General features: G+C 65.4%; 22 protein-coding genes and 1 riboswitch. Of the genes, 2 read left to right on the top strand and 20 right to left on the bottom strand.

What is annotated here, in order from left to right; genetic code table 11:
- Positions 1 to 4 precede the first annotated feature (4 nt).
- The 16 genes from NG698_RS12235 to NG698_RS12160 all read right to left on the bottom strand — a co-directional run bounded on the left by NG698_RS12235 (position 5) and on the right by NG698_RS12160 (position 12,192).
- Positions 5 to 508 (bottom strand): DUF3145 domain-containing protein, encoded by a 504-nt coding sequence (locus NG698_RS12235; protein ID WP_056349065.1) that lies wholly within the window; start codon positions 506 to 508, stop codon positions 5 to 7.
- A 276-nt stretch (positions 509 to 784) separates the two neighbouring features.
- Complete coding sequence (locus tag NG698_RS12230; protein WP_252601567.1) at positions 785 to 1,711, bottom strand: tyrosine recombinase XerC; 927 nt, start codon at positions 1,709 to 1,711, stop codon at positions 785 to 787.
- Positions 1,712 to 1,761: 50 nt separating this feature from the next.
- Positions 1,762 to 2,946: a DNA-processing protein DprA gene (gene dprA, locus NG698_RS12225; RefSeq protein WP_252601570.1), complete on the bottom strand. Its 1,185-nt coding sequence runs from the start codon at positions 2,944 to 2,946 to the stop codon at positions 1,762 to 1,764.
- A 13-nt stretch (positions 2,947 to 2,959) separates the two neighbouring features.
- On the bottom strand, positions 2,960 to 4,504 hold the full coding sequence (locus NG698_RS12220; RefSeq protein ID WP_252610007.1) for a YifB family Mg chelatase-like AAA ATPase: 1,545 nt from the start codon (positions 4,502 to 4,504) through the stop codon (positions 2,960 to 2,962).
- Positions 4,505 to 4,861 carry a YraN family protein gene (locus tag NG698_RS12215; RefSeq protein WP_252601576.1) on the bottom strand — a complete coding sequence of 119 codons (357 nt, stop codon included), beginning with the start codon at positions 4,859 to 4,861 and terminating at the stop codon, positions 4,505 to 4,507.
- Between the two features lie 123 nt (positions 4,862 to 4,984).
- Complete coding sequence (locus NG698_RS12210; protein WP_252601579.1) at positions 4,985 to 5,311, bottom strand: DUF2469 domain-containing protein; 327 nt, start codon at positions 5,309 to 5,311, stop codon at positions 4,985 to 4,987.
- 93 nt (positions 5,312 to 5,404) lie between these two features.
- A complete protein-coding gene (rnhB, locus tag NG698_RS12205) occupies positions 5,405 to 6,133 on the bottom strand; it encodes a ribonuclease HII (protein ID WP_374209885.1) in 729 nt (242 codons plus the stop codon).
- Between the two features lie 11 nt (positions 6,134 to 6,144).
- A complete protein-coding gene (gene lepB, locus NG698_RS12200; protein ID WP_252610005.1) occupies positions 6,145 to 6,996 on the bottom strand; it encodes a signal peptidase I in 852 nt (283 codons plus the stop codon).
- Positions 6,997 to 7,674 carry a signal peptidase I gene (gene lepB, locus NG698_RS12195; RefSeq protein ID WP_252610002.1) on the bottom strand — a complete coding sequence of 226 codons (678 nt, stop codon included), beginning with the start codon at positions 7,672 to 7,674 and terminating at the stop codon, positions 6,997 to 6,999.
- Positions 7,675 to 7,758: 84 nt separating this feature from the next.
- The gene (gene rplS, locus NG698_RS12190) at positions 7,759 to 8,118 is read right to left on the bottom strand and encodes a 50S ribosomal protein L19 (protein WP_056349088.1); all 360 of its coding nucleotides are present in this window, start codon (positions 8,116 to 8,118) and stop codon (positions 7,759 to 7,761) included.
- Positions 8,119 to 8,361: 243 nt separating this feature from the next.
- On the bottom strand, positions 8,362 to 9,234 hold the full coding sequence (gene trmD, locus NG698_RS12185; RefSeq protein ID WP_252609999.1) for a tRNA (guanosine(37)-N1)-methyltransferase TrmD: 873 nt from the start codon (positions 9,232 to 9,234) through the stop codon (positions 8,362 to 8,364).
- Positions 9,235 to 9,780: a ribosome maturation factor RimM gene (rimM, locus tag NG698_RS12180; RefSeq protein ID WP_252609997.1), complete on the bottom strand. Its 546-nt coding sequence runs from the start codon at positions 9,778 to 9,780 to the stop codon at positions 9,235 to 9,237.
- A 112-nt stretch (positions 9,781 to 9,892) separates the two neighbouring features.
- Positions 9,893 to 10,135, bottom strand: coding sequence for an RNA-binding protein (locus NG698_RS12175; protein WP_056349097.1), 243 nt, complete (start codon positions 10,133 to 10,135; stop codon positions 9,893 to 9,895).
- A 1-nt stretch (position 10,136) separates the two neighbouring features.
- A complete protein-coding gene (rpsP, locus tag NG698_RS12170; protein ID WP_056349101.1) occupies positions 10,137 to 10,553 on the bottom strand; it encodes a 30S ribosomal protein S16 in 417 nt (138 codons plus the stop codon).
- 212 nt (positions 10,554 to 10,765) lie between these two features.
- Positions 10,766 to 11,203 (bottom strand): hypothetical protein, encoded by a 438-nt coding sequence (locus NG698_RS12165; protein ID WP_200950819.1) that lies wholly within the window; start codon positions 11,201 to 11,203, stop codon positions 10,766 to 10,768.
- A gap of 113 nt (positions 11,204 to 11,316) precedes the next feature.
- Positions 11,317 to 12,192: a VOC family protein gene (locus NG698_RS12160; RefSeq protein WP_252609995.1), complete on the bottom strand. Its 876-nt coding sequence runs from the start codon at positions 12,190 to 12,192 to the stop codon at positions 11,317 to 11,319.
- Between the two features lie 155 nt (positions 12,193 to 12,347).
- A riboswitch (TPP riboswitch) is annotated at positions 12,348 to 12,455 on the top strand.
- On the opposite strand from NG698_RS12160, the gene thiC reads away from it, so the two are divergent.
- Entirely contained in the window at positions 12,450 to 14,267 is a 1,818-nt protein-coding gene (gene thiC, locus NG698_RS12155) for a phosphomethylpyrimidine synthase ThiC (RefSeq protein ID WP_374210092.1), read from the top strand. Its footprint overlaps the riboswitch before it by 6 nt.
- Before the next feature lie 4 nt (positions 14,268 to 14,271).
- Here the strand turns inward: thiC and NG698_RS12150 are convergent, their stop codons facing one another.
- On the bottom strand, positions 14,272 to 15,006 hold the full coding sequence (locus NG698_RS12150) for an alpha/beta fold hydrolase (RefSeq protein WP_252609993.1): 735 nt from the start codon (positions 15,004 to 15,006) through the stop codon (positions 14,272 to 14,274).
- Between the two features lie 100 nt (positions 15,007 to 15,106).
- On the bottom strand, positions 15,107 to 16,687 hold the full coding sequence (gene ffh, locus NG698_RS12145) for a signal recognition particle protein (RefSeq protein ID WP_252609991.1): 1,581 nt from the start codon (positions 16,685 to 16,687) through the stop codon (positions 15,107 to 15,109).
- 88 nt (positions 16,688 to 16,775) lie between these two features.
- Here ffh and NG698_RS12140 point away from each other — a divergent pair, with 88 nt between their 5' ends.
- On the top strand, positions 16,776 to 18,179 hold the full coding sequence (locus NG698_RS12140; RefSeq protein ID WP_252609989.1) for a glucose-6-phosphate dehydrogenase: 1,404 nt from the start codon (positions 16,776 to 16,778) through the stop codon (positions 18,177 to 18,179).
- A gap of 143 nt (positions 18,180 to 18,322) precedes the next feature.
- Here NG698_RS12140 and NG698_RS12135 read toward each other — a convergent pair whose 3' ends face one another.
- Positions 18,323 to 18,661, bottom strand: coding sequence for a P-II family nitrogen regulator (locus NG698_RS12135; RefSeq protein ID WP_056349123.1), 339 nt, complete (start codon positions 18,659 to 18,661; stop codon positions 18,323 to 18,325).
- Positions 18,658 to 19,995: an ammonium transporter gene (locus NG698_RS12130; RefSeq protein WP_252609987.1), complete on the bottom strand. Its 1,338-nt coding sequence runs from the start codon at positions 19,993 to 19,995 to the stop codon at positions 18,658 to 18,660. The genes NG698_RS12135 and NG698_RS12130 overlap by 4 nt, the downstream gene beginning before the upstream one ends.
- Positions 19,996 to 20,003 lie beyond the last annotated feature (8 nt).

The raw sequence follows: 20,003 nt of genomic DNA, 5'->3' as shown, positions 1-20,003 counted from the left end.
GCGGTCAGCCCACCTGGTGCAGCCAGCGGACCGGTGCGCCCTCGGCTGCGTGGCGGAACGGCTCTAGTTCCTCGTCCCACGCCTCACCCAAGGCCAGGGAAAGCTCGTGGTACACGGCCGAGGGATCGCCGGCACCCGATTCGTAGGCGTAACGGATGCGGTCCTCTGAGACCATGATGTTGCCGTGGACGTCCGTTGTGGCGTGGAAGATTCCCAGTTCGGGGGTATGCGACCAGCGGCCGCCGTCAACTCCCTGGCTCGGCTCTTCAGTGACCTCGTAGCGAAGATGGGCCCAGCCGCGAAGTGAGGATGCCAGCAGCGATCCGGTGCCCGGGGTTCCTGTCCAGGAGAGCTCGGCGCGGAACATTCCGGGCGCGGCAGGCTGAGGGGTCCACTCTAGATCCGTCCGCTTGTCCACGACGGATCCAATGGCCCACTCAACGTGCGGGCACAGTGCTGTAGGGGCTGAGTGAACAAACAGCACACCGCGGGTCATTGCAACAGACATTCCATCCTCCATAGCTGTAGGTACGTCTTCCCCAACGACCTCTGCCTGGATGAAACTGCCCGGTGCTGTATGTTCCAGCGGCGGTGTTCCCTGCCTGATTATTAAGCTGTGTCCGGACTTGCGGGTGACGCGCGAAGCGAAAGAGCTTCAAGCGTCACTTGAAAGTTGCCGGACGTGACTCTTATTGTGCCGTACGCCGCGTAATTACGCCAGTGCGATCCGCCATAGGTAACACAGTCCTGGAATTAACCCCGCGTTGGCGGGAATCCACGGCTCTCAGGCCCGGGGATGGGCCTGCTGGTAGCTGCTCCGGAGCCGCTCAACGGACACATGGGTGTAGATCTGCGTAGTGGCGAGGCTGCTGTGGCCCAGGATTTCCTGGACCGCACGAAGATCCGCGCCGCCATCGAGCAGGTGCGTTGCCGCAGTATGCCTTAGCGCGTGCGGACCGGTTGCTGAGGTGTCGCCCAAAGCTTCGAAGAGAGCATTCACCACGGTCCTGACCTGACGCTGGTCAACACGGTTTCCTCTGGCGCCCAGGAAAAGCGCCGGTCCGCTGTGGCCCGTCGCCAGGAGCGGCCTGGCCCTGCGGAGCCAGTCGTCGACCGCTACAGCTGCCGGGACGCCGTAGGGAACCGTCCGTTCCTTGTTGCCCTTGCCGACCACCCGTAGGGTCCGGCGGTCCGGGTTGAGATCGTCCACATCCAAGGCGGCCAGCTCCCCCACCCGCAGCCCCGTGGCGTATAGGAGCTCCACCATGGCCCGGTTACGCACCGGAACCGGTGACCCGTTAGCCGCGGCTTCTTCCAGACTGTTCAGCAGCCTGAGGAGTTGTTGGGACTGCAGCACCCCGGGCAGTGACTTTTCCGCTTTGGGAGCCCTGAGACGGAGGGCAGGATCGGTCTCGATGAGCTCTTCCCGCATGGCCCACGTGGTGAAGGAACGCGCTGTAGCCGATCGCCGCGCAAGGGTGGCCCGGGATATCCCGGCCTGGCTCTGCGCCCCGAGCCAGCGTCGGAGAGTGCCCAGCTCCAGTTCCGGCAGATCCGTGACGCCCTCGGAGGCGGCGTATTCCAGGAGGCTTCGAAGATCGGACAGGTATGCCCGAAGCGTATGCCCGGACCGGGCCCGCTCGGCGGTCAGGTATCTGCCGAAGTCTGCGAGTGCCTGCTCAAACGCCCGGGACAGTTCCTGATTCTGCACTGTTCCACTGTCCCAGAACTCCGCGGGAATCCCGTGCCGGACACAGGCAACTACGCTAATTCCTTGGCCCGTTTCCAGCCTCCCCTTTCTGAAGCTGCGAGCCCCAGCAGGCCTAGCCTGCCCAACCCGGCCCGCACGGAGTCCGCACTGAGGCCGGCAACTGCGCAGAGCTTGTCCACGGACGTGGTGGACCGCAGCGGCAGGGCGTCAAGAAGGATCAGATCCTCCAGGGTCAGTCCGTCATGGTCGGCCGCATGCGCTGTCCCGGGCGCCGCAAGCCCCACGCCGCTTGGGGAGGCCAGTTCGGCGATCTCCGCGGCGTCAGTCACGCAGACAGCCCCGCCATCCCGGAGTAGACGGTGGCAGCCGGCGGAGTTGGCGCTGTGCACGGACCCCGGCACAGCTCCCACCGCCCGGCCAAGCGTCTCCGCGTGGTGGGCCGTGTTCAGCGCACCGGACCGCCAGCGCGCTTCCACCACCACCGTCACAGCGGCCAAGGCCGCGATCAGCCTGTTCCGTTGGAGAAAGCGGTAGCGAGTGGGCGCCGACCCCGGCGGCACCTCTGCGAGCACCGCTCCCTGGTTGCAGACCGCCCGCAGGAGATCCTCATTGCCGGACGGATAGAACCGGTCCACACCACCAGCCATCACCGCGATGGTAGGCACCGCCGCTGATCCCCCGGCCAGTGCTGCCCGGTGCGCGTGGGCGTCGATGCCGTACGCGCCCCCGGACACCACGGTGAAGCCCCGCTGAGCCAGGGAGTAGGCGAGGTCCCCGGTCACCGATGCGCCGTAGCTGGTGCTGTCGCGGGACCCCACCAGCGCCACGCTCCGGGCCGGACCGGGAAGCTCCTGTTCCAGGCCCCGCCACCACAGACAGATGGGCTCCTGCATCCCAAGGTCCCCGAGCTGGGCAGGCCAGAGATCATCCGACGGGATTATCAGCCGGCCGCCAAGGCGTGCCATGGTGGCCAGGTCACGCTCGGGCGCCAGATCCGGAATGCGGGGAGCCCAGCGTTTGAGGGAGGCAGCCATCCCCGCCCAGCTGGTTCCGGCGCCGTTGTCCGCCAGCAGTCCGGTGATCTCCCGCTCCAGTGCCGGGCCGGCGGCCGCCTGGCCCGTGGCGATTTTCAAGGCGTCGGGTGCGCCGGTGGCCTGTACCAGGGCCAGTCCGGCCGCGTCCTGCGGTTCCATGAGCCGCGACAGGGCGGCCCGGGCGATCCGTTCGTTGTCCATGTGGTTTCTTCCTTCACGCAGCTGCCGAGGCAGCCTGCCGGAGGCCAAGGGCCTGGCCGATGTCGTTGGTGTCGGGCATGTCGCGGTGCGACAGGTCCGCCAGGGTCCAGGCCAGCCGGAGAACCCTGTCATAGCCCCTGGCGGTCAGTACGCCCCGCTCCAGTGAGTGGTCCAGGATCCGCGTGGCGTCGGCCGGCAGCCGCAGGGCGCCGCGCAGAATCCGGCCGGGCACCTGCGAGTTCGTTTCCATTCCCAGCGGCCGCAGCCGTTCGGCCTGGCGCCGGCGTGCGTCGCCTACCCTCCGTGCCACGGCGGCTGTGTCTTCTTCGGCGCCCGCCTGGCCGAAGTCGGCCAGTGACACGCGTTCCACCTGCAGCTGGATATCCACCCGGTCCAGCAGCGGACCGGACATCCTGGCCACGTAGCGGCGCCGCATCATGGGCGTACACGTGCAGTCCAGGCCCTTTCCCGAAGCCTTGCCGCAGGGACAGGGATTGGCGGCAAGGACCAGCTGGAACCGGGCAGGGTAGGCTGCCGTTCCTGCCGAGCGGTGAATGACCAGCTCCCCGCTCTCCAGGGGCTGGCGGAGGGCGTCCAGGACGCGCCGTTCGTATTCCGGGGCCTCGTCCAGGAACAGGACACCGCGGTGCGCCCGCGACGCCGCACCCGGGCGCGGCAACCCCGATCCCCCGCCGATAATGGCGGCGGCTGTAGCCGAATGATGCGGGTTTTCGAACGGCGGCCGCCGCACAAGCTGAACGGCGGATGAGGGAAGGCCGCAGAGGGAGTGGATGGCAGTGACTTCCATGGCCTCATTATCGGCAAGGTCCGGCAGGAGACCGGGAAGTCTTTCGGCCAGCATGGTCTTGCCCGCACCCGGGGGTCCGGTCAGGAGCAGGTGGTGGGCCCCGGCAGCGGCCACCTCGAGTGCACGTCTGGCTTCGCCCTGGCCGGAGACGTCGGCCATGTCAGGAACAGCCTGGGCTCCCGGTTCGGAGTCCCCGTGACCGGCCTCGTCCTCCGGCTCGAAGTCCAGTGCGAGCTCTTGCGGGTCTGCACCGAAATCGAGCGCCAGCCGCGCCAGCGTGCGGTACCCCTTGACGTTGGCTCCGGGGACTAGCGATGCTTCGCCGAGGTTGGCGTGCGCGACCACCACGTCCGGATAGCCGGCCTGCACCGACGCCATCACTGCCGGCAGGATGCCGCGCACCGGCCGTAGCCGGCCATCCAGCCCGAGTTCGGCGATGAAGACGGTCCGGCCGGTGGGCTTGATGTCATTTGCGGCCCTCAGGACTGCCATGGTCACGGCAAGGTCGAAGCCGGAACCGCGTTTGGGCAGCGACGCAGGGATGAGGTTGGCCGTGATCTTCCGCCGGCTCAGCGGAATTCCGGAATTTTTGGCCGCGGAACGTATGCGTTCCTTGGCCTCGTTGAGGGCTGCGTCCGGGAGGCCCAGGATCACGAATGCCGGCAGGGTCTGGCCAATATCTGCTTCTACCTCGACGATGTACCCGTTCAATCCCACCAGTGCCACGGAGTAGGCCCGGCCCAGCGCCATCTACCCCACCCCCTTGAGGTGTTCCACCACGGGTTCGCCGCCGCCGTCGTCCACCACGGCAATGACGTCCACGCGCCGTAGCGGCATCCGCAGCTCCCGGTCTCGGCACCACGCCGAACCGAGCCGATGCAGCCGGGCGAGTTTGTCCGGCCCCACGGCTTCGAACGGGTGCCCGTAGTCCAGGGAACGGCGGGTTTTCACCTCTGCGATGACCAGGGCGTCGCCGTCCAGGGCCACAATGTCTATTTCACCGTCGGCGCAGCGCCAGTTGCGTTCCACCACCAGCATGCCGAGCGATTCAAGATAGCCGGCCGCGAGTTCCTCGCCGCGCCGGCCCAACAGGTCTTTGGATTTCATTTCTACCTCCGCAACCAGCCTGCAGTGGCAGGACAGCGGAGGACAGCAGGCTATTCGCGTATGTGGGCAACCCGGGAAAACCGCCCCAATACAGCGGGGCTGTGGAGGAGCAGTGGGCCGGCGTCAGTTGCCGAGGTCAGCGTCCTTCGGCAGGGCGAGATCCTCGTTGCGGGGCAGTTCTTCGACGTTGACATCCTTGAACGTCAGGACACGGACTGTCTTCACGAACCGTGCCGAACGGTACACATCCCACACCCAGGCATCCTGGAGCGTCAGATCGAAGTAGACCTCGCCGTCGGCGCTTCGGGCCTGCAGGTCAACGTGGTTTGCGAGGTAAAAGCGGCGTTCGGTCTCGACAACGTAACTGAAGAGCCCGACAACATCGCGGTATTCACGGTAGAGCTGCAGCTCCATGTCGGTTTCATAGTTTTCAAGATCCTCTGCACTCATGCTTCCATCTTGCACCATCCAGGGCGCCGCAGTCGCAGCGTCCGCGCCGCACGAGCCCCACACCAGTGCGGCAGGCACTGGAGCGGTACGGAATCAGAGTTCGCCGCCCAGGAGGTTCCAACTCACCCGGTGGTACGGTGTGGCTCCGGCGGCGCGGAGCGCGTCCCGGTGAATTGCCGTGGCGTAGCCCTTGTTGACGTCCCAGCCAAACTCGGGGTATTCACAGTGCAGGCCGCGCATCTGCTCGTCGCGTTCCACCTTCGCAATCACGCTGGCTGCGGCCACGCTCAGGCACTGCATGTCCGCCTTGATCTTGGTGTGGACCGGGGCAAGGCACGCGAAATCCACGGGCGGCTCGTCAAACAGGGAGGGCTGCCCGGCGGGCGAGAGCCAGTTGTGGCTGCCATCGAGCAGCACCACATTGGGGCTGATGCCGGCCGCAAGGATGTCCTGCCAGGCGCGCGTACCGGCCAGCCGCAGCGCAGCGATTATGCCCAATGCGTCGATCTCCCGCGCGGAAGCGTGCCCGACGGCGGACGCAACACTCCAGCGTCTGACCAACGGTTCCAGCCGTTCCCGTTCGGCGGGGCTGAGGAGCTTGCTGTCCCGCACACCGGCCAGGGGCTTCTGGGTGTGGAGGTCCACGACGGCGATTCCGACGCTCACCGGTCCTGCCAGCGCCCCGCGGCCGACTTCGTCCACGCCGGCCAGGTAACGGGCGCCCTGCGCTTTGAACGTCCGCTCATGCCGGAGCGTCGGCGCTTTGGAGCGGACCCCGTCCGTCTGGCGGGCCGGAGCCTTGGACCCGGTGGCCGGTATCACTGCGGACACCCCTAGCCTCCCGCAGGCACGTTCCGGAAGACGGCCGGATAATTGTCAAGGACAGTGATCCGGTTCAGCGGCCATGCGATGACGGCGGCTTTGCCCTCTACGTCCACGAGGTCGACGAATCCGCCATTGGATTCCAGGTGCGAGCGGGAATCCGCGGAGTGATTGCGGTTATCGCCCATGACCCAGACCTTTCCTTCAGGAACAACGACGTCGAAAGCACGGATCTGCGGTTCCTCAGCCCCGTTGACATAGGTTTCATCAATAGGAGATCCGTTGATGGTCAGTTTACCGCCGGCATCGCAGCAGATCACGTGGTCACCGGGTAGCCCGACAACCCGTTTGACGAGGTGCTGTTCCGAGTTGTCCGGCAAAAGTCCCACAAATGTCAGACCGTCCTGGACCCATGTGAAAGGTCCATTCGGTTCCTCCGGTGCGGAGCTCAGCCAGCCCTTGGTGTCACGGAAGACCACAACGTCGCCGCGTGAGAGGGAAAACGGCTCCGGAACCAGCAGGTTCACGAAGATGCGGTCGTTGACGTCCAGGGTGCTGACCATGGACTCGGACGGAATATAGAACGCGCGGAACAGGAACGTCTTGATCAGGAAGGACAGCACCACGGCGATCACCACTACCGTGGCAACCTCCTTCAGCCAGACAAAGAGCTGGCTGGGGGCGGCGGGCTCGGAAGTCGGTGCCGCGGATCGCCTGCCGGACTGTGGCGCCGACGGGCTGCTATCCGCCACGCCGTCGGATGTCCCGCCGCCGGAAATCGCGTTGGCGGACATACCGTCGGTGTCGGCACCGGGGGCGCCGTCGCGAGGCGGCTCAGGTGTCCGGGCTTTGTTTTCGGGCATCTACTGTCCGTCCTCTGTTGTTGATCCTGCCGCTGGCGGCCGTGGTACTGCAGCAAATCTATCAAGTGGCCAGACGATCTGGACCGGCCTGCCGATAACGCGGTCCATTGGCACCATGCCGCCGCCGGGCGCACCGAGCAGGCTGCGCGAATCGGCGGACGCCGAGCGGTGGTCACCGAGCAGCCAAAGCCTTCCGTCGGGCACCACGGCGCTGAAGACCTGCGTGCTTGGGCTGTCTCCGCCGAACAGGTACGGCTCATCGAGTGCCCCACCGTTGACGGTGATCTTTCCGTCTGCATCGCAGCAGACCACGGTGTCCCCGGGGATGCCGATGACACGTTTGACGTACGTGGTGTCGCTGCTGGCCAGGCCAAGCCACTGCCCGGCCGCTGCAAGGGAATCCAGAAAGGGGCCCTTCCCACTGTGCAGGGGAGCAAACGAACCCCTGCCGTCGAAGACCACAATGTCGCCCCGACGGATGGGTTCGGCATGGAAGTCTGTCCTGGAGACCAGGATGCGGTCCCCCTTCGCGAGGACCGGCTCCATGGATTCGGACGGTATGTAATAGACATCCAGCAAAAGTGAACGGACCAGCCCGCTGATGGCCACGGCCAGGAGAACTGCCAGGAACGCAAAACGCCAGCCCATTCGTCTGGGCTGGCGTTTTGTCTGGTCCATGATCCGTATTCCTGGGGCGCTGATGCGAAGGGCTCCGGCGCTGGCCTGGTACGGCTGGGGCCTGCTTTGTAGGTCCCTGGGGACTTACTTCTTGGGCTGGAAGTCGCGCTTTTCCTTGATCTTCGCAGCCTTGCCGCGCAGGTCGCGCATGTAGTACAGCTTCGCGCGGCGCACGTCACCCTTGGAGACAACTTCGATCTTGTCGATGATCGGGGAGTGCACCGGGAAGGTACGCTCCACACCGACGCCGAAGGAGACCTTGCGGATGGTGAAGGTTTCGCGAAGACCGTCGCCGTGGCGGCCAAGGACGAAGCCCTGGAACACCTGGACACGGGAGTTCTTGCCTTCGATGATGTTCACGTGAACCTTGAGGGTGTCACCCGCGCGGAAGACAGGAACATCGGTGCGCAGCGAGGCTGCATCTACGGAATCGAGAATATGCATAATTGCACTCCTGGTGAACGCCACAGGACATTCACTTTGGGTCACGGCGGGCAAGCCCGGAAGTACCGGAAATTACCGCCGAAAATTAAGTGGGGCCGGTTCCTTCACTGATTGAAGGTCCCGGGGTGTCCAGCTGTTGGTTGCGCTCCCCCTGTGGCAGGTGCGGACCCAGCAGACACAAAGACTAATTTTGCCACACTCGCGGGCCTACAGCCAATCGCCTTGGACCACAGACGCGCCGGTTCAGGTTGAGGCGTCGGTTCCGGCGTCCGTGCTGGTATCGGCCTGCCGCCGCGCCAGGAGGTGACCGTCGACGACCTCGTACCCGAGGTCGGCGAAAGCCGTCCGGTCGGCACGTGGCAGCTTCCCGGCGTCGAACGTTTCCAGGAGGTCCGGACGGCGTTCCGCCGTCCGCCGGTACTGCTCGTGGCGGCGCCACTGCGCGATCTTCCCGTGGTTGCCGCTCAGCAGCACTGCCGGGACTTCCCGGTCCCGCCAGCTGGCGGGCTTGGTATACACGGGGTATTCCAGCAGCCCGTCCGAATGCGACTCCTCCACCAGGGAATCAGGGTTGCCCACAACGCCTGGCAGCAGCCTGCCGATGGCTTCGACCATGGCCAAAACGGCCACTTCGCCGCCGTTCAGCACATAGTCACCAAGGCTCATGGGGCGCACCGTGAAGTGCTCTTCCGCCCACTCGATGACACGCTCGTCGATGCCCTCATAGCGGCCGCAGGCAAAAACCAGCTGGTCCTCTTCTGCGAGCTCATGGGCCAGGGCCTGGTTGAAGCGCTCCCCTGCCGGCGACGGGACGATCAGAACCGGTTTGGCGGGCTCGGCCGCCGTGGCCTCGGCGCCCCCTGCGGCTTCACCGGATCCGGCGACAGCAGCTGCGGCAACAGCAGCCAACGCCTGCGCCCAAGGCTCAGGCTTCATCACCATGCCGGCGCCGCCGCCGTACGGGGTGTCGTCCACTGAGCGGTGCTTGTCGGTGGTGAAATCACGCAGGTCATGGACGCGCAGGTCCAACAGGCCGTCCTGGCGGGCCTTGCCAATGAGCGAGAGCTCCAGGGGCGCCAGGTACTCCGGGAAGATACTGACGACGTCGATTCTCATCTACGCGTTTTCCTCCGCTTCACCGGGGCCGGCTTCGCCGTCGTTGACCTCAAAGAGACCGTCCGGCGGCGTCAGCAGGACGAAGCCATCGGCCACATTGACCTCCGGAACGATCTGCTCCACAAACGGGACAAGGATTTCCTTGCCGTCCGGCGTTTCAACCACGAGCAGGTCCTGGACGGGCAAGGTGTGCAGGGCGGCGATCCTGCCGACCACCTGCGACCCGACGCGCGCCTCGAGCCCTACTAGTTCGTGCTCGTACCAGCCTTCGTCGTCGTCCTCGTCCAGCTCTTCGGTTTCGATGAAAAGCTTGGCGCCGCGCAGGGTCTCTGCCTGGTTGCGGGTCTCGATTCCTTCGAATGCGAGCAGCAGGATGTCCTTGTTCCAGCGCGCACCCTCAACAATGAGCGGGCCGGCCGATGCAGGCTCCACCACAAACTCGGTACCGGGAACAAACCGGTCCCCCGGAGCGTCGGTCAGCACCTGGACCGTCACTTCGCCGCGGATTCCATGCGGTTTGCCGATTCGTGCCACCTGAAGCTGCATCTGTTCCTCTGTCTGTGATCGTGCCGGGATTGGGCGATGTGGTGAAAGCACTCCGGCCCCTCCACCGTTGCTGGTGGAAGGGCCGGAGCAAAAAACTGATGTTGCCGAGCGCTTAGCGGCGGCGGTCGGTGTCGACGACGTCGACCCTGACCGGCTCGCCGTCTGCCAGTGCCGCCACAACGGTGCGCAATGCCCGTGCGGTGCGGCCCTGGCGGCCGATCACCCGTCCCAGGTCATCCTGATGAACACGAACCTCGAGGGTGTCCCCGCGGCGGTTGTTCTTCGAGCTGACCTTGACATCCTCCGGCGAATCAACGATTCCCCGGACGAGGTGTTCGAGCGCTTCTGCCAGCAATCTACTCAGCCTCTGTGGTCTCTGCCTCGGCCGGGGCCTCGGCTGCGTCAGACTGCTTCGACTTCTTGGTGATGGCTTCCGGGATGATCACGGAACCCTTTTCAGGGGCAACAAAGGCAGCCTTCGGAGCTTTGGTCTTCAGGGTGCCTTCCTGGCCCGGCAGGCCCTTGAACTTCTGCCAGTCACCGGTGATCTTCAGGATCGCGGCAACCTGCTCGGACGGCTGTGCGCCGACGCCGAGCCAGTACTGGGCACGGTCCGTGTCCACCTCGATGTATGAGGGCTCTTCGGTGGGGTGGTACTTACCGATCTCTTCGATGGCACGGCCGTCACGCTTGGAGCGTGCGTCCATGACGACGATGCGGTAGTACGGTGCGCGCATCTTGCCAAAGCGCTTAAGGCGAATCTTTACGGCCACTTTTGTGGTCACTCCTGTTTCAGAAAAGGGGTGAACCGACGTTCTGCACCCGTGGGGCGGGCCATACTTGAGGGTTCGAAGGACAGGATCCGGACGCGGAGAGAGGGGCCACGCAGATCGAGTACCTGTTTATTGTGCCAGATCAGCGTCCGGATTTCGACTTGACACGTCGGGATGGGGCAGCCGGGCGGACCCGGCGGGCCACGGCCGGCCTACGACGACCAGACATACACGCCCGTGCGTGCGGCGTCATCGACGGAGTTGGCCAGCTCAGCGAACTGCTGGACATACGTCCGGGCCTCGGCCACGCCGAACGGCATGTCATCCTGGGCAGCCCACTTTTCAGCGACGTCGTCCAGGACATTGCCTTCGCCTTCAGTCTCGTAGCTGAGCAGGTCGGCGAGCGCACGCACCATGGCCGGCGGGACCCCGAGGAGGGAATCACTGGCCACGTCAACCATGGCCAGTTCGTAGTCCGCGCCACCGGCGTGCACCGCAACGCCGGCAAGATCGCCAAGCTGCTCGATTTCGAAATCGCTGATTCCGGGAATCCGCAGGGCCTGGCCCGCCGGGGAGCCGCCTGCATCCAGGACGTCCGCCCGCTTCAGCGCGGCATCGTGAGTGGAAACAAAAATTTCAGTGAAGCCCATGGGAACAGCCCTCATTCCGTCGACGGTGCGGCCTGGAAGGGCAGTAGCAAGTGCCGCCCCGGCCGTTCAGAATCAGCCTAGTACAAGGCAGGCCGCACTTTTGGCATCCGCACTCAGCGGACGGCGACACGGATATTGTTGCGCCACGGGTCCTCGAAGCGAAGCTCGGCGCCCGTGTGGTGCGAGGCCACACCGGCGACCTTCAGGCGGTCGGCGAGCGCTCCGACGTCATCCCCGGAAGGGACCTCGATGAGCACTTCGCCGAGGCCCAGGGTGTCCTTGCGGGGACCGGCTCCGCGGCTGTTCCAGACGTTCATGGCCATGTGGTGGTGATACCGGCCCGCGGAGACAAACAGTGCCTGCCCGTGCCAGCCAGCGGTCTTTTCGAAGCCCAGCGTGCCCACGTAGAAATCGTGCGCTGACTGGACGTCGCCCACCTGGAGATGGACGTGGCCCACGCCGGCTTCGCTGGCCCGCTGGCCGGCCACGGATTCCTGGCTCAGGTGCTGCTCGAGATAGCGCTGCGGCGGCAGTGCCAGGCTGTCCATCACTACATCCTTCCCGTTCCAGGACCAGTTTTCGCGGGGCCTGTCCCAGTACAGTTCGACGCCGTTGCCTTCGGGGTCATTGAAGTAGAAGGCCTCGCTGACGAGGTGGTCGGCGCTGCCGGTGAAGGACCGGGGTTCGTACTGGGCGGCGGTGGCTACCGTGGCGGCCAGCGAAGCCTGGTCGTCAAACAGCAGTGCGGTGTGGAACAGCCCGGCCTCTCCCCTGCCAGGCAGATTCAAGGACGGGGCGGCCGCGAGATGGACCAGCGGGCGTTGAAGGCGGCCAAGATAGACGCCGCCGTCCTGTTCCGCGACGACCTCCAGCCCGAGCGCACGCTGGTAATAGTCGGTCATCAGCTTCATGTCGCCTACCTTGAGCATCACGGTGCCCATGGAGAGGTCGGCAGGAAGGAGATCCCGGCTGGTGGCTTCTGCAGTCATTTGAACACTCCCGGTCCGTTGGCCTTCGGATGGAAGGCGGCTATGGTTCCAATTTACTTGAAGCTTCAATTTAATTCAAGTGGCGGCGCAGACAGATTGCGACCGCTTTCCGGTGATTGCTGTCACCAGTCCACCCTCGGCCTGTGGTAGCTTCGACTTGACCACACGGGAGCCCTTGCAGGGGCTGAGATCCGGCTGACGCAGCCTGCGACCGTTGAACCTGTCCGGGTAATGCCGGCGAAGGAAGTGAGTATTCATTGAATACACAAGAAACACAGCTGATCCCTGCCCAAAATGAAGCCGACGTGGATCAACCGCTCCAGCCTCAAACCCAGTCACTGAAGTCCCACTCGCTGGCGTTTATCAACGATGAGGCCACCGGGATCCGGGTTCCCGTGACCGAGATCGCCCTCGAACCGTCGCCAAACGGCGCGCCGAACGGGCCTTTCCGGACCTACCGCACGGCGGGACCGGGCAGCGATCCGGTGGTGGGCCTCAACCCGTTCCGCTCAGAGTGGATCGCCGCCCGCGGAGACACTGAGCCCTACAGCGGCCGGGAGCGGAACCTGCTCGACGACGGCAAGTCGGCCGTCCGCCGCGGCGCAGCCTCTGCGGAGTGGAAGGGCGCGCAGCCGGTGCCCCGCCGCGCCGTCGGCGGCCGGACCGTCACGCAGATGCATTATGCGCGGCAGGGTGTCATCACCCCCGAGATGCAGTTCATCGCCCTCCGCGAAAACTGTGATGTGGAACTGGTCCGCAGCGAAGTCGCCGCCGGCCGCGCCATCATCCCCAACAACATCAACCACCCGGAATCCGAACCGATGATCATCGGCAAGGCCTTCCTGGTCAAGATCAACGCCAACATCGGCAACTCGGCAGTGACCAGCTCCATTGCCGAGGAAGTGGACAAACTCCAATGGGCCACCCAGTGGGGCGCCGACACGGTGATGGACCTGTCCACCGGAGACGACATCCACACCACCCGGGAATGGCTCATCCGCAACTCCCCCGTGCCCATCGGTACGGTGCCCATTTACCAGGCGCTGGAGAAGGTCAACGGGGAGGCCAACGCCCTGACGTGGGAGATCTACCGGGACACGGTCATCGAGCAGTGCGAGCAGGGGGTGGACTACATGACCATCCACGCCGGTGTGCTGCTGCGTTACGTGCCGCTGACGGCCAACCGCGTTACCGGCATCGTCTCCCGGGGCGGCGCGATCATGGCCGGGTGGTGCCTGGCGCACCACCAGGAGAACTTCCTCTACACCCACTTCGACGAGCTGTGCGAAATCTTCGCCAAGTACGACGTCGCGTTCTCCCTGGGCGACGGACTGCGCCCGGGGGCGACGGCGGACGCCAACGACGCCGCCCAATTCGCCGAGCTGGACACCCTGGCTGAACTGACCCAGCGGGCGTGGGAATTCGACGTGCAGGTCATGGTGGAAGGTCCCGGGCACGTCCCGTTCCACCTGGTGCGGGAGAACGTGGAACGCCAGCAGGAACTCTGCAAGGGCGCCCCGTTCTACACGCTGGGGCCGCTGGTCACGGATATTGCCCCCGGCTACGACCACATCACGTCCGCCATCGGCGCCACCGAAATCGCCCGGTACGGCACGGCGATGCTTTGTTACGTCACGCCCAAGGAACACCTTGGCCTGCCGAACAAGGACGATGTGAAGACCGGAGTGATCACCTACAAGATCGCCGCCCACGCAGCAGACCTTGCCAAGGGCCACCCCGGCGCCCATGAGCGGGATGATGCCCTGTCCAAGGCCCGGTTCGAGTTCCGCTGGCGCGACCAGTTCGCGCTGTCCCTGGATCCGGTCACGGCGGAGGCCTTCCATGACGAGACGCTGCCGGCCGAACCGGCCAAAACCGCCCACTTCTGCTCCATGTGCGGCCCGAAGTTCTGCTCCATGAAGATCAGCCAGGACATCAGGGACGAATACGGTTCCGCCGATTCGCAGGCGGCCATCGCCGAGGCCTACAGCGGGATGCGCGAAAAGAGTGCGGAGTTCCTGGCCGCGGGCGGGAAGGTCTACCTCCCCGAGCTTCGGATCCCGGCCGGGAGCTGACGGCTCAGGAAGCCTGAACCGAGCGTGACCTGCCGACGTCGGCGATGAAGGACCGGATGGCACGGTCACCTTCGGCAGAGTCCTGGGGCCGGTGTCCTCCCGCAGCGATGCGGTGCAGGGCACCGGTTTCCTGCAGATATCCGGCGATTTCCTCGTAGAGCGGTTCCCACCCACCCGTCAGGACCATGGTGGGGACGCCCGGAACTATGTGCAGCGGGGCCTCCCAGGACGGCGCCTGCAACCGGAGCCGGCGCGCCGACCGTTTTTCCTCCGGCGTGGCGGGCTCCTGCAGGTCCGCCGCGAACATTCGCCGCACGAACTCACGCTGGAAGTCTTCATCGCTGAGCTGGCGCCGGACGTCGAACAGCGGTTGCATCAGGGCGCGGTGTGCGGCCGTGGCCGGCAGTTCGGCGGTCAGGGACAGGCACGCCGGTTCTACCAGCGTGAGGGAATACACCAGTTCGGGGCGTTCGACGGCAGCCATCATGGCCGCAATCGCGCCCTCGGCGTGGGCAACAACATGGCCCCCAGTAGCCCCGCGGCCGTCATCGGCAAGTGAGCGCAGGATGATGGCGGTGTCTTCAGCGAACGAGGACTCCACGGGTTCAGCGACGGGGTCAAAACCGTGCCGCCGCAGGAACAGGGCGTCGTACGTCAGCGCCATGCCGTGCTGGCGCAGCCACGCCGCGGCACCGAAAGGTCCGGCGCCGTGCACGAACACTACCCGCTGTTTGAACATGACCCAACCCTATTCCACGGCACCGACATCCCAATTGGGCAGCTGCCAGTGTCGTTATGAGTGCCCACAACGACGCCTGCTACCCAGCCGGGAGGGGTGGCTACTTGCCGAGGAACTTGTCGAATCCCTTGGGCAGGTTCAGCTGCGACGGGTCGAAGTCGCCGGCCTGCTGGCCGAACGCCGCCCCCGTGGGGAGCGCCTTCGCCGCCCCGGCCCGCCGGGCCTCGGCGTCCTTCAGCTCCTGGGCAGCCTTGGCAGGGTTGCCTGAGCGGGCCTTCTTCTTCGGGGCGTTCTTGCCGCCCTTCCGCGCGCCGCCGGGGCCGCCCATGCCAGGCATCCCGGGCATTCCGGGCATGCCGCCGCCCTGGGCCATCTTCTTCATCATCTTCTGGGCCTGGCCGAAGCGCTCCAGCAGGCCGTTGACCTCGGAGACATGCACGCCGGAACCCCGGGCAATGCGTGCCCGGCGGGAGCCGTTGATGATCTTCGGGGCGACGCGTTCGTGCGGCGTCATGGAACGCACGATCGCTTCGACACGGTCGATCTCGCGCTCGTCAAAGTTTTCCAGCTGCTCACGGATGTTCTGCGCACCGGGCATCATCATGAGCATCTTTTTCATGGAGCCCATGTTGCGGATCTGCTGCATCTGGGAGAGGAAGTCGTCCAGGGTGAAGTCTTCCTGGTCGGCGAATTTCTTCGCCATCCGGGCGGCTTCGTCCTTGTCCCAGTTCTTTTCGGCCTGCTCAATCAGGGTGAGGACGTCACCCATGTCCAGGATGCGGGAGGCCATGCGGTCCGGGTGGAACAGCTCAAAGTCATCCACGCCTTCGCCGGTGGAGGCGAACATAACCGGCTTACCGGTGACCGACGCAACCGAGAGTGCGGCACCGCCGCGGGCGTCGCCGTCGAGCTTTGACAGCACGATTCCGGTGAAGTTCACACCCTCGTCAAACGCCACAGCCGTGTTCACGGCGTCCTGCCCGATCATGGCGTCGATCACGAACAGCACTTCATTGGGGACGATGGCGCGGCGGATCTCGCTCGCCTGCTCCATCATCTCGGCGTCAACACCGAGGCGCCCGGCGGTGTCAACAATCACGACGTCGTGCAGCTTCTGGCGCGCTTCCTCAACGCCGGCGCGGGCGACGGCGACCGGGTCACCGGCGGGGTGCTCCAGTTCCGAAGTGGCTCCGGGGTGCGGCGCGAAAACGGGCACGCCGGCGCGGTTGCCGACAACCTGAAGCTGGGTGACGGCATTGGGCCGCTGGAGATCACATGCCACCAGCAGGGGGCTGTGGCCTTGGGCCTTGAGCCATTTGGCGAGCTTGCCCGCCAGGGTGGTCTTACCGGCACCCTGAAGGCCGGCCAGCATGATGATGGTGGGACCGGTCTTGGCAAGGCGGATCCGGCGGGTCTCGCCACCGAGGATCTCAACGAGTTCCTCATTGACGATCTTGACGATCTGCTGGCTGGGGTTCAGCGCCCCCGATACCTCTGCCCCGAGGGCACGCTCGCGGACGCGGGCCGTAAACTCACGCACCACGGGAACGGCGACATCGGCATCCAGGAGGGCGCGGCGGATCTCCCGGACTGTGGCATCGACGTCGGCCTCAGTGAGGCGGCCCTTGCCACGGAGATTCTTGAAGGTTGCTGTCAACCGGTCAGAGAGTGAATTGAACACGCGCCGCGCACTTCTTTCAGTGGATTTACAGGGGGGACTCGACTATCTAGGGTACCAAGTCGGGCTTGCCGGATGGCATGCTGGCAGGGTGACCAGCGAAACAAGTGTAAAAACCCTGCTCATTCTGGGTGCCTCAGGCGATCTGACGGGACGCCTCCTGCTCCCGGGACTGGCCCGGCTGGTGGCGAGCGGCCGTGCCGATGGCCTGGCCCTGGTGGGCGCCGGCTCCGATGCCTGGACGCCGGAACAGTGGCGGACCCGGGTCCACGAAGCCTTCGCCCCCGCCGTGGAGGCCGCCGACGCGGCTGGAAAAAAGGCACTCACCGCCTTGGCGGAAGCTACCCCCTACCACCAGCTGGATGTTACGGCGGACGGAGCCCTGGCGGCATTGTTGGCAGGCTTGGAAGGCCCCACCGCGATCTATTTTGCGTTGCCTCCCCAAGTCAGCCAGCTGGCCTGCGAGTCCCTGCACCGCGACCAGGTTCCGGCCGGAACACGGCTGGTAATGGAGAAGCCGTTCGGCGCAAGTGTTGCTTCGGCCCGTTCCCTTAACCACACACTCGCCGCGCTGGTGCCGGAGGACCACATTCACCGGGTGGACCATTTCCTGGGCAAAGCGACGGTGCTGAACATCCTGGGCCTGCGTTTTGCGAACAATTTTTTGGAACCCGTCTGGAACCGCGATCACGTGGAAAAGGTCGAGATCATCTTCGACGAGGACCTGGCACTGGAGGGAAGGGCGAGGTATTACGACAATGCCGGCGCCCTGCGCGACATGATCCAGAGCCACCTGCTGCAGATCATGGCACTGATGGCCATTGAGCCGCCGGCCACCATCGGGGAGCGGGACCTACGGGACGCGATCGCAGCCGTGCTCCGCGCCAGCAGCATCAGCGCGCCGTACGCCAAATCCACGCGCCGGGCCACGTACACGGCAGGTTCGATTGCCGGCAGGAACGTCCCAGACTATACGCAGGAAGAAGGGGTGGACGCAGCCCGCGGGACCGAGACTCTGGCGGAAGTCCGGGTGGACATCGACAACTGGCGCTGGAAGGGGGTCCCGTTCATCCTGCGTTCGGGCAAGGCCCTCGGGGTGAAACGCAAGGAAGCCGTGGTCACGTTCCGCCCTGTCCCGCATCTGCCGGGAGGATTCACCGGCGTGGACTCCCCCAACCAGCTGCGGATCGGGTTCGGGCCGGATACCCTGGCGTTCGACGTCGACGTCAACGGCCCCGGCAGCATCTTCAGCCTGAGCCGCACAACGCTGAATGCGGAGCTGAGCGCTTCTGAGCTGCTGCCCTATGGCGAAGTGCTGGAGGGCGTCCTGAGCGGCGACCCGCTGCTCTCGGTGCGCGGCGACACCGCGGAGGAATGCTGGCGGATTCTTGAGCCCGTGCTGAAGGCCTGGCATCGGGGCACAGTGCCGCTGGAAAAGTACGACGCCGGTTCGGCCGGTCCCGCCGGAGGGCCAAGTTCCGCGCCGACTGGCTAAGTGCTCGCTGGCTAAGGCTGGCTGGCTGAGCGGCGGCTGAGTAGGCCAGAACAAACGGAGCGGGCAGGGAGCCTTTTGAGGTTCCCTGCCCGCTCTTTCGTGTGGAACAGTCTGCTTTGCCGATCAATCAGCTTCCGGAACTGCTAGATGGCGGCGACGCCGCGTTCTCCCGTGCGGACCCTGACTGCTTCGAAGACGTCCACGGTCCAGACCTTGCCATCGCCCGCGCGGCCCGTGTTGGAGCTGGCGATGATGACGTCCAGGATGTCATCTGCCTGTTCGTCCGTGGCGAGGACTTCAACCCGGATCTTGGGCAGGAGGTCCACGTTGTATTCAGCTCCGCGGTAAACCTCTGTGTAGCCGCGCTGGCGGCCGTAGCCGCTGGCCGCGCTGACCGTCAGCCCCTGGACGCCGTAGGACTCCAGGCCTTCCCGGATGGCTTCGAGCTTCTCCGGGCGGACGATAGCTGTGATCAGTTTCATGCTTCCACGCTTTCCTTGCCCGCTGCCGGTTCGGTCTTCTTGGCTGCTTCGGCGCCACCGGCCGATCCCTTGATCAGTTCGTGGAGCGGCTGGAAGCTCCCGCCGTGGCCGCCCACTCCGAACTCGTACGCCGTCTCGGCGTGCAGGCTGAGGTCAACACCAACAACTTCCTGCTCCTGCGAGACGCGGAAGCCCATGGTCTTGTGGATGGCGTAGGCGATGATCGCCGTGAGGATTGCCGAGTACGCGATGGCGATGCCTGCAGCTGCGAGCTGGGCCCAAAGCTGGGCCGGACCGCCGCCGTAGAAGAGGCCGCCGCCCACACCGTCGGTGGGGAGTGCGATGAAGCCCAGGGCAACCGTTCCGATGACGCCGGAGACCAGGTGCACGCCCACAACATCCAGGGAGTCATCGAAGCCCCAGCGGAACTTGAGACCGACGGCCAGGGCCGAGGCGACACCGGCGATGACGCCGAGGCCCAGAGCGCCCACCGGGCTGACGTTGGCACAGGCCGGGGTGATGGCGACCAGGCCGGCAACCACACCGGAGGCAGCACCAAGTGAGGTGGGGTGGCCATCGCGGATGCGTTCGGTGACAAGCCAGCCGAGCATTGCCGCGGCCGGGGCCGCGAGGGTGTTGACCCAGATCAGGCCGCCCTGCTCAGCAGTGGTGGCGGCGCCGCCGTTGAAGCCGAACCAGCCGAACCACAGGATGGCTGCACCGAGCATTACGAACGGGATGTTGTGCGGGCGGTGGTTCGGGTCCTTGCCGAAGCCGCGGCGGTTGCCGATGATCAGGACCAGTACGAGGGCTGCCACACCGGCGTTGATGTGGACCACGGTGCCGCCGGCGAAGTCGATGGCCGGGCCGAGGGCCTGGCCAATGGCGCCTTCCGGGCCGAAGAGGCCCCCGCCCCAGACCATGTAGGCCAGGGGGCAGTAAACGAGGGTGACCCAGACGGGGACGAAGACGGACCAGGCGCCGAACTTGGCACGGTCAGCGATCGCGCCACTGATGAGGGCGACGGTGATGATGGCGAAGGTGGCGGCGTAGCCGACCTTGATGAGCCCGTCCGGGGTGGTGATGCCTTCAAGGCCGAATGTGGCGAACGGGTTCCCGACGATTTGCAGGAAGCCCTCGCCGGAGCTCATCGAAGCGCCCCAGAGGACCCAGACCACGCCGACCATGCCGATGGAGATGAAGCTCATCATCATCATGTTCAGTGCAGCTTTGGCGCGCGTCATGCCGCCGTAGAAAAATGCCAGACCTGGTGTCATGAACAGCACGAGTGCTGCTGCCACCATGAGCCATACGTGACCTGCGGTAAGTTCCATGGTGCACG

Source organism: Pseudarthrobacter raffinosi (assembly GCF_023913735.1).
Taxonomy (GTDB): Bacteria; Actinomycetota; Actinomycetes; order Actinomycetales; family Micrococcaceae; genus Arthrobacter; species Arthrobacter raffinosi.
The sequence above is the reverse complement of the archived record's forward strand: the minus strand, read 5'-3'. Positions and strand labels throughout refer to the sequence as shown.

Bases quoted from the DNA above. Each gene is read 5' to 3' on its own strand.
- NG698_RS12235 (WP_056349065.1), bottom strand. From the start codon at position 508: ATGTCTGTTGCAATGACCCGCGGTGTGCTGTTTGTTCACTCAGCCCCT.
- dprA (WP_252601570.1), bottom strand. From the start codon at position 2,946: ATGGACAACGAACGGATCGCCCGGGCCGCCCTGTCGCGGCTCATGGAA.
- NG698_RS12220 (WP_252610007.1), bottom strand. From the start codon at position 4,504: ATGGCGCTGGGCCGGGCCTACTCCGTGGCACTGGTGGGATTGAACGGG.
- NG698_RS12215 (WP_252601576.1), bottom strand. From the start codon at position 4,861: ATGAAATCCAAAGACCTGTTGGGCCGGCGCGGCGAGGAACTCGCGGCC.
- NG698_RS12210 (WP_252601579.1), bottom strand. From the start codon at position 5,311: ATGAGTGCAGAGGATCTTGAAAACTATGAAACCGACATGGAGCTGCAG.
- lepB (WP_252610005.1), bottom strand. From the start codon at position 6,996: ATGCCCGAAAACAAAGCCCGGACACCTGAGCCGCCTCGCGACGGCGCC.
- lepB (WP_252610002.1), bottom strand. From the start codon at position 7,674: ATGGACCAGACAAAACGCCAGCCCAGACGAATGGGCTGGCGTTTTGCG.
- rplS (WP_056349088.1), bottom strand. From the start codon at position 8,118: ATGCATATTCTCGATTCCGTAGATGCAGCCTCGCTGCGCACCGATGTT.
- trmD (WP_252609999.1), bottom strand. From the start codon at position 9,234: ATGAGAATCGACGTCGTCAGTATCTTCCCGGAGTACCTGGCGCCCCTG.
- rimM (WP_252609997.1), bottom strand. From the start codon at position 9,780: ATGCAGCTTCAGGTGGCACGAATCGGCAAACCGCATGGAATCCGCGGC.
- NG698_RS12165 (WP_200950819.1), bottom strand. From the start codon at position 11,203: ATGGGCTTCACTGAAATTTTTGTTTCCACTCACGATGCCGCGCTGAAG.
- NG698_RS12160 (WP_252609995.1), bottom strand. From the start codon at position 12,192: ATGACTGCAGAAGCCACCAGCCGGGATCTCCTTCCTGCCGACCTCTCC.
- NG698_RS12150 (WP_252609993.1), bottom strand. From the start codon at position 15,006: ATGTTCAAACAGCGGGTAGTGTTCGTGCACGGCGCCGGACCTTTCGGT.
- NG698_RS12135 (WP_056349123.1), bottom strand. From the start codon at position 18,661: ATGAAACTGATCACAGCTATCGTCCGCCCGGAGAAGCTCGAAGCCATC.
- NG698_RS12130 (WP_252609987.1), bottom strand. From the start codon at position 19,995: ATGGAACTTACCGCAGGTCACGTATGGCTCATGGTGGCAGCAGCACTC.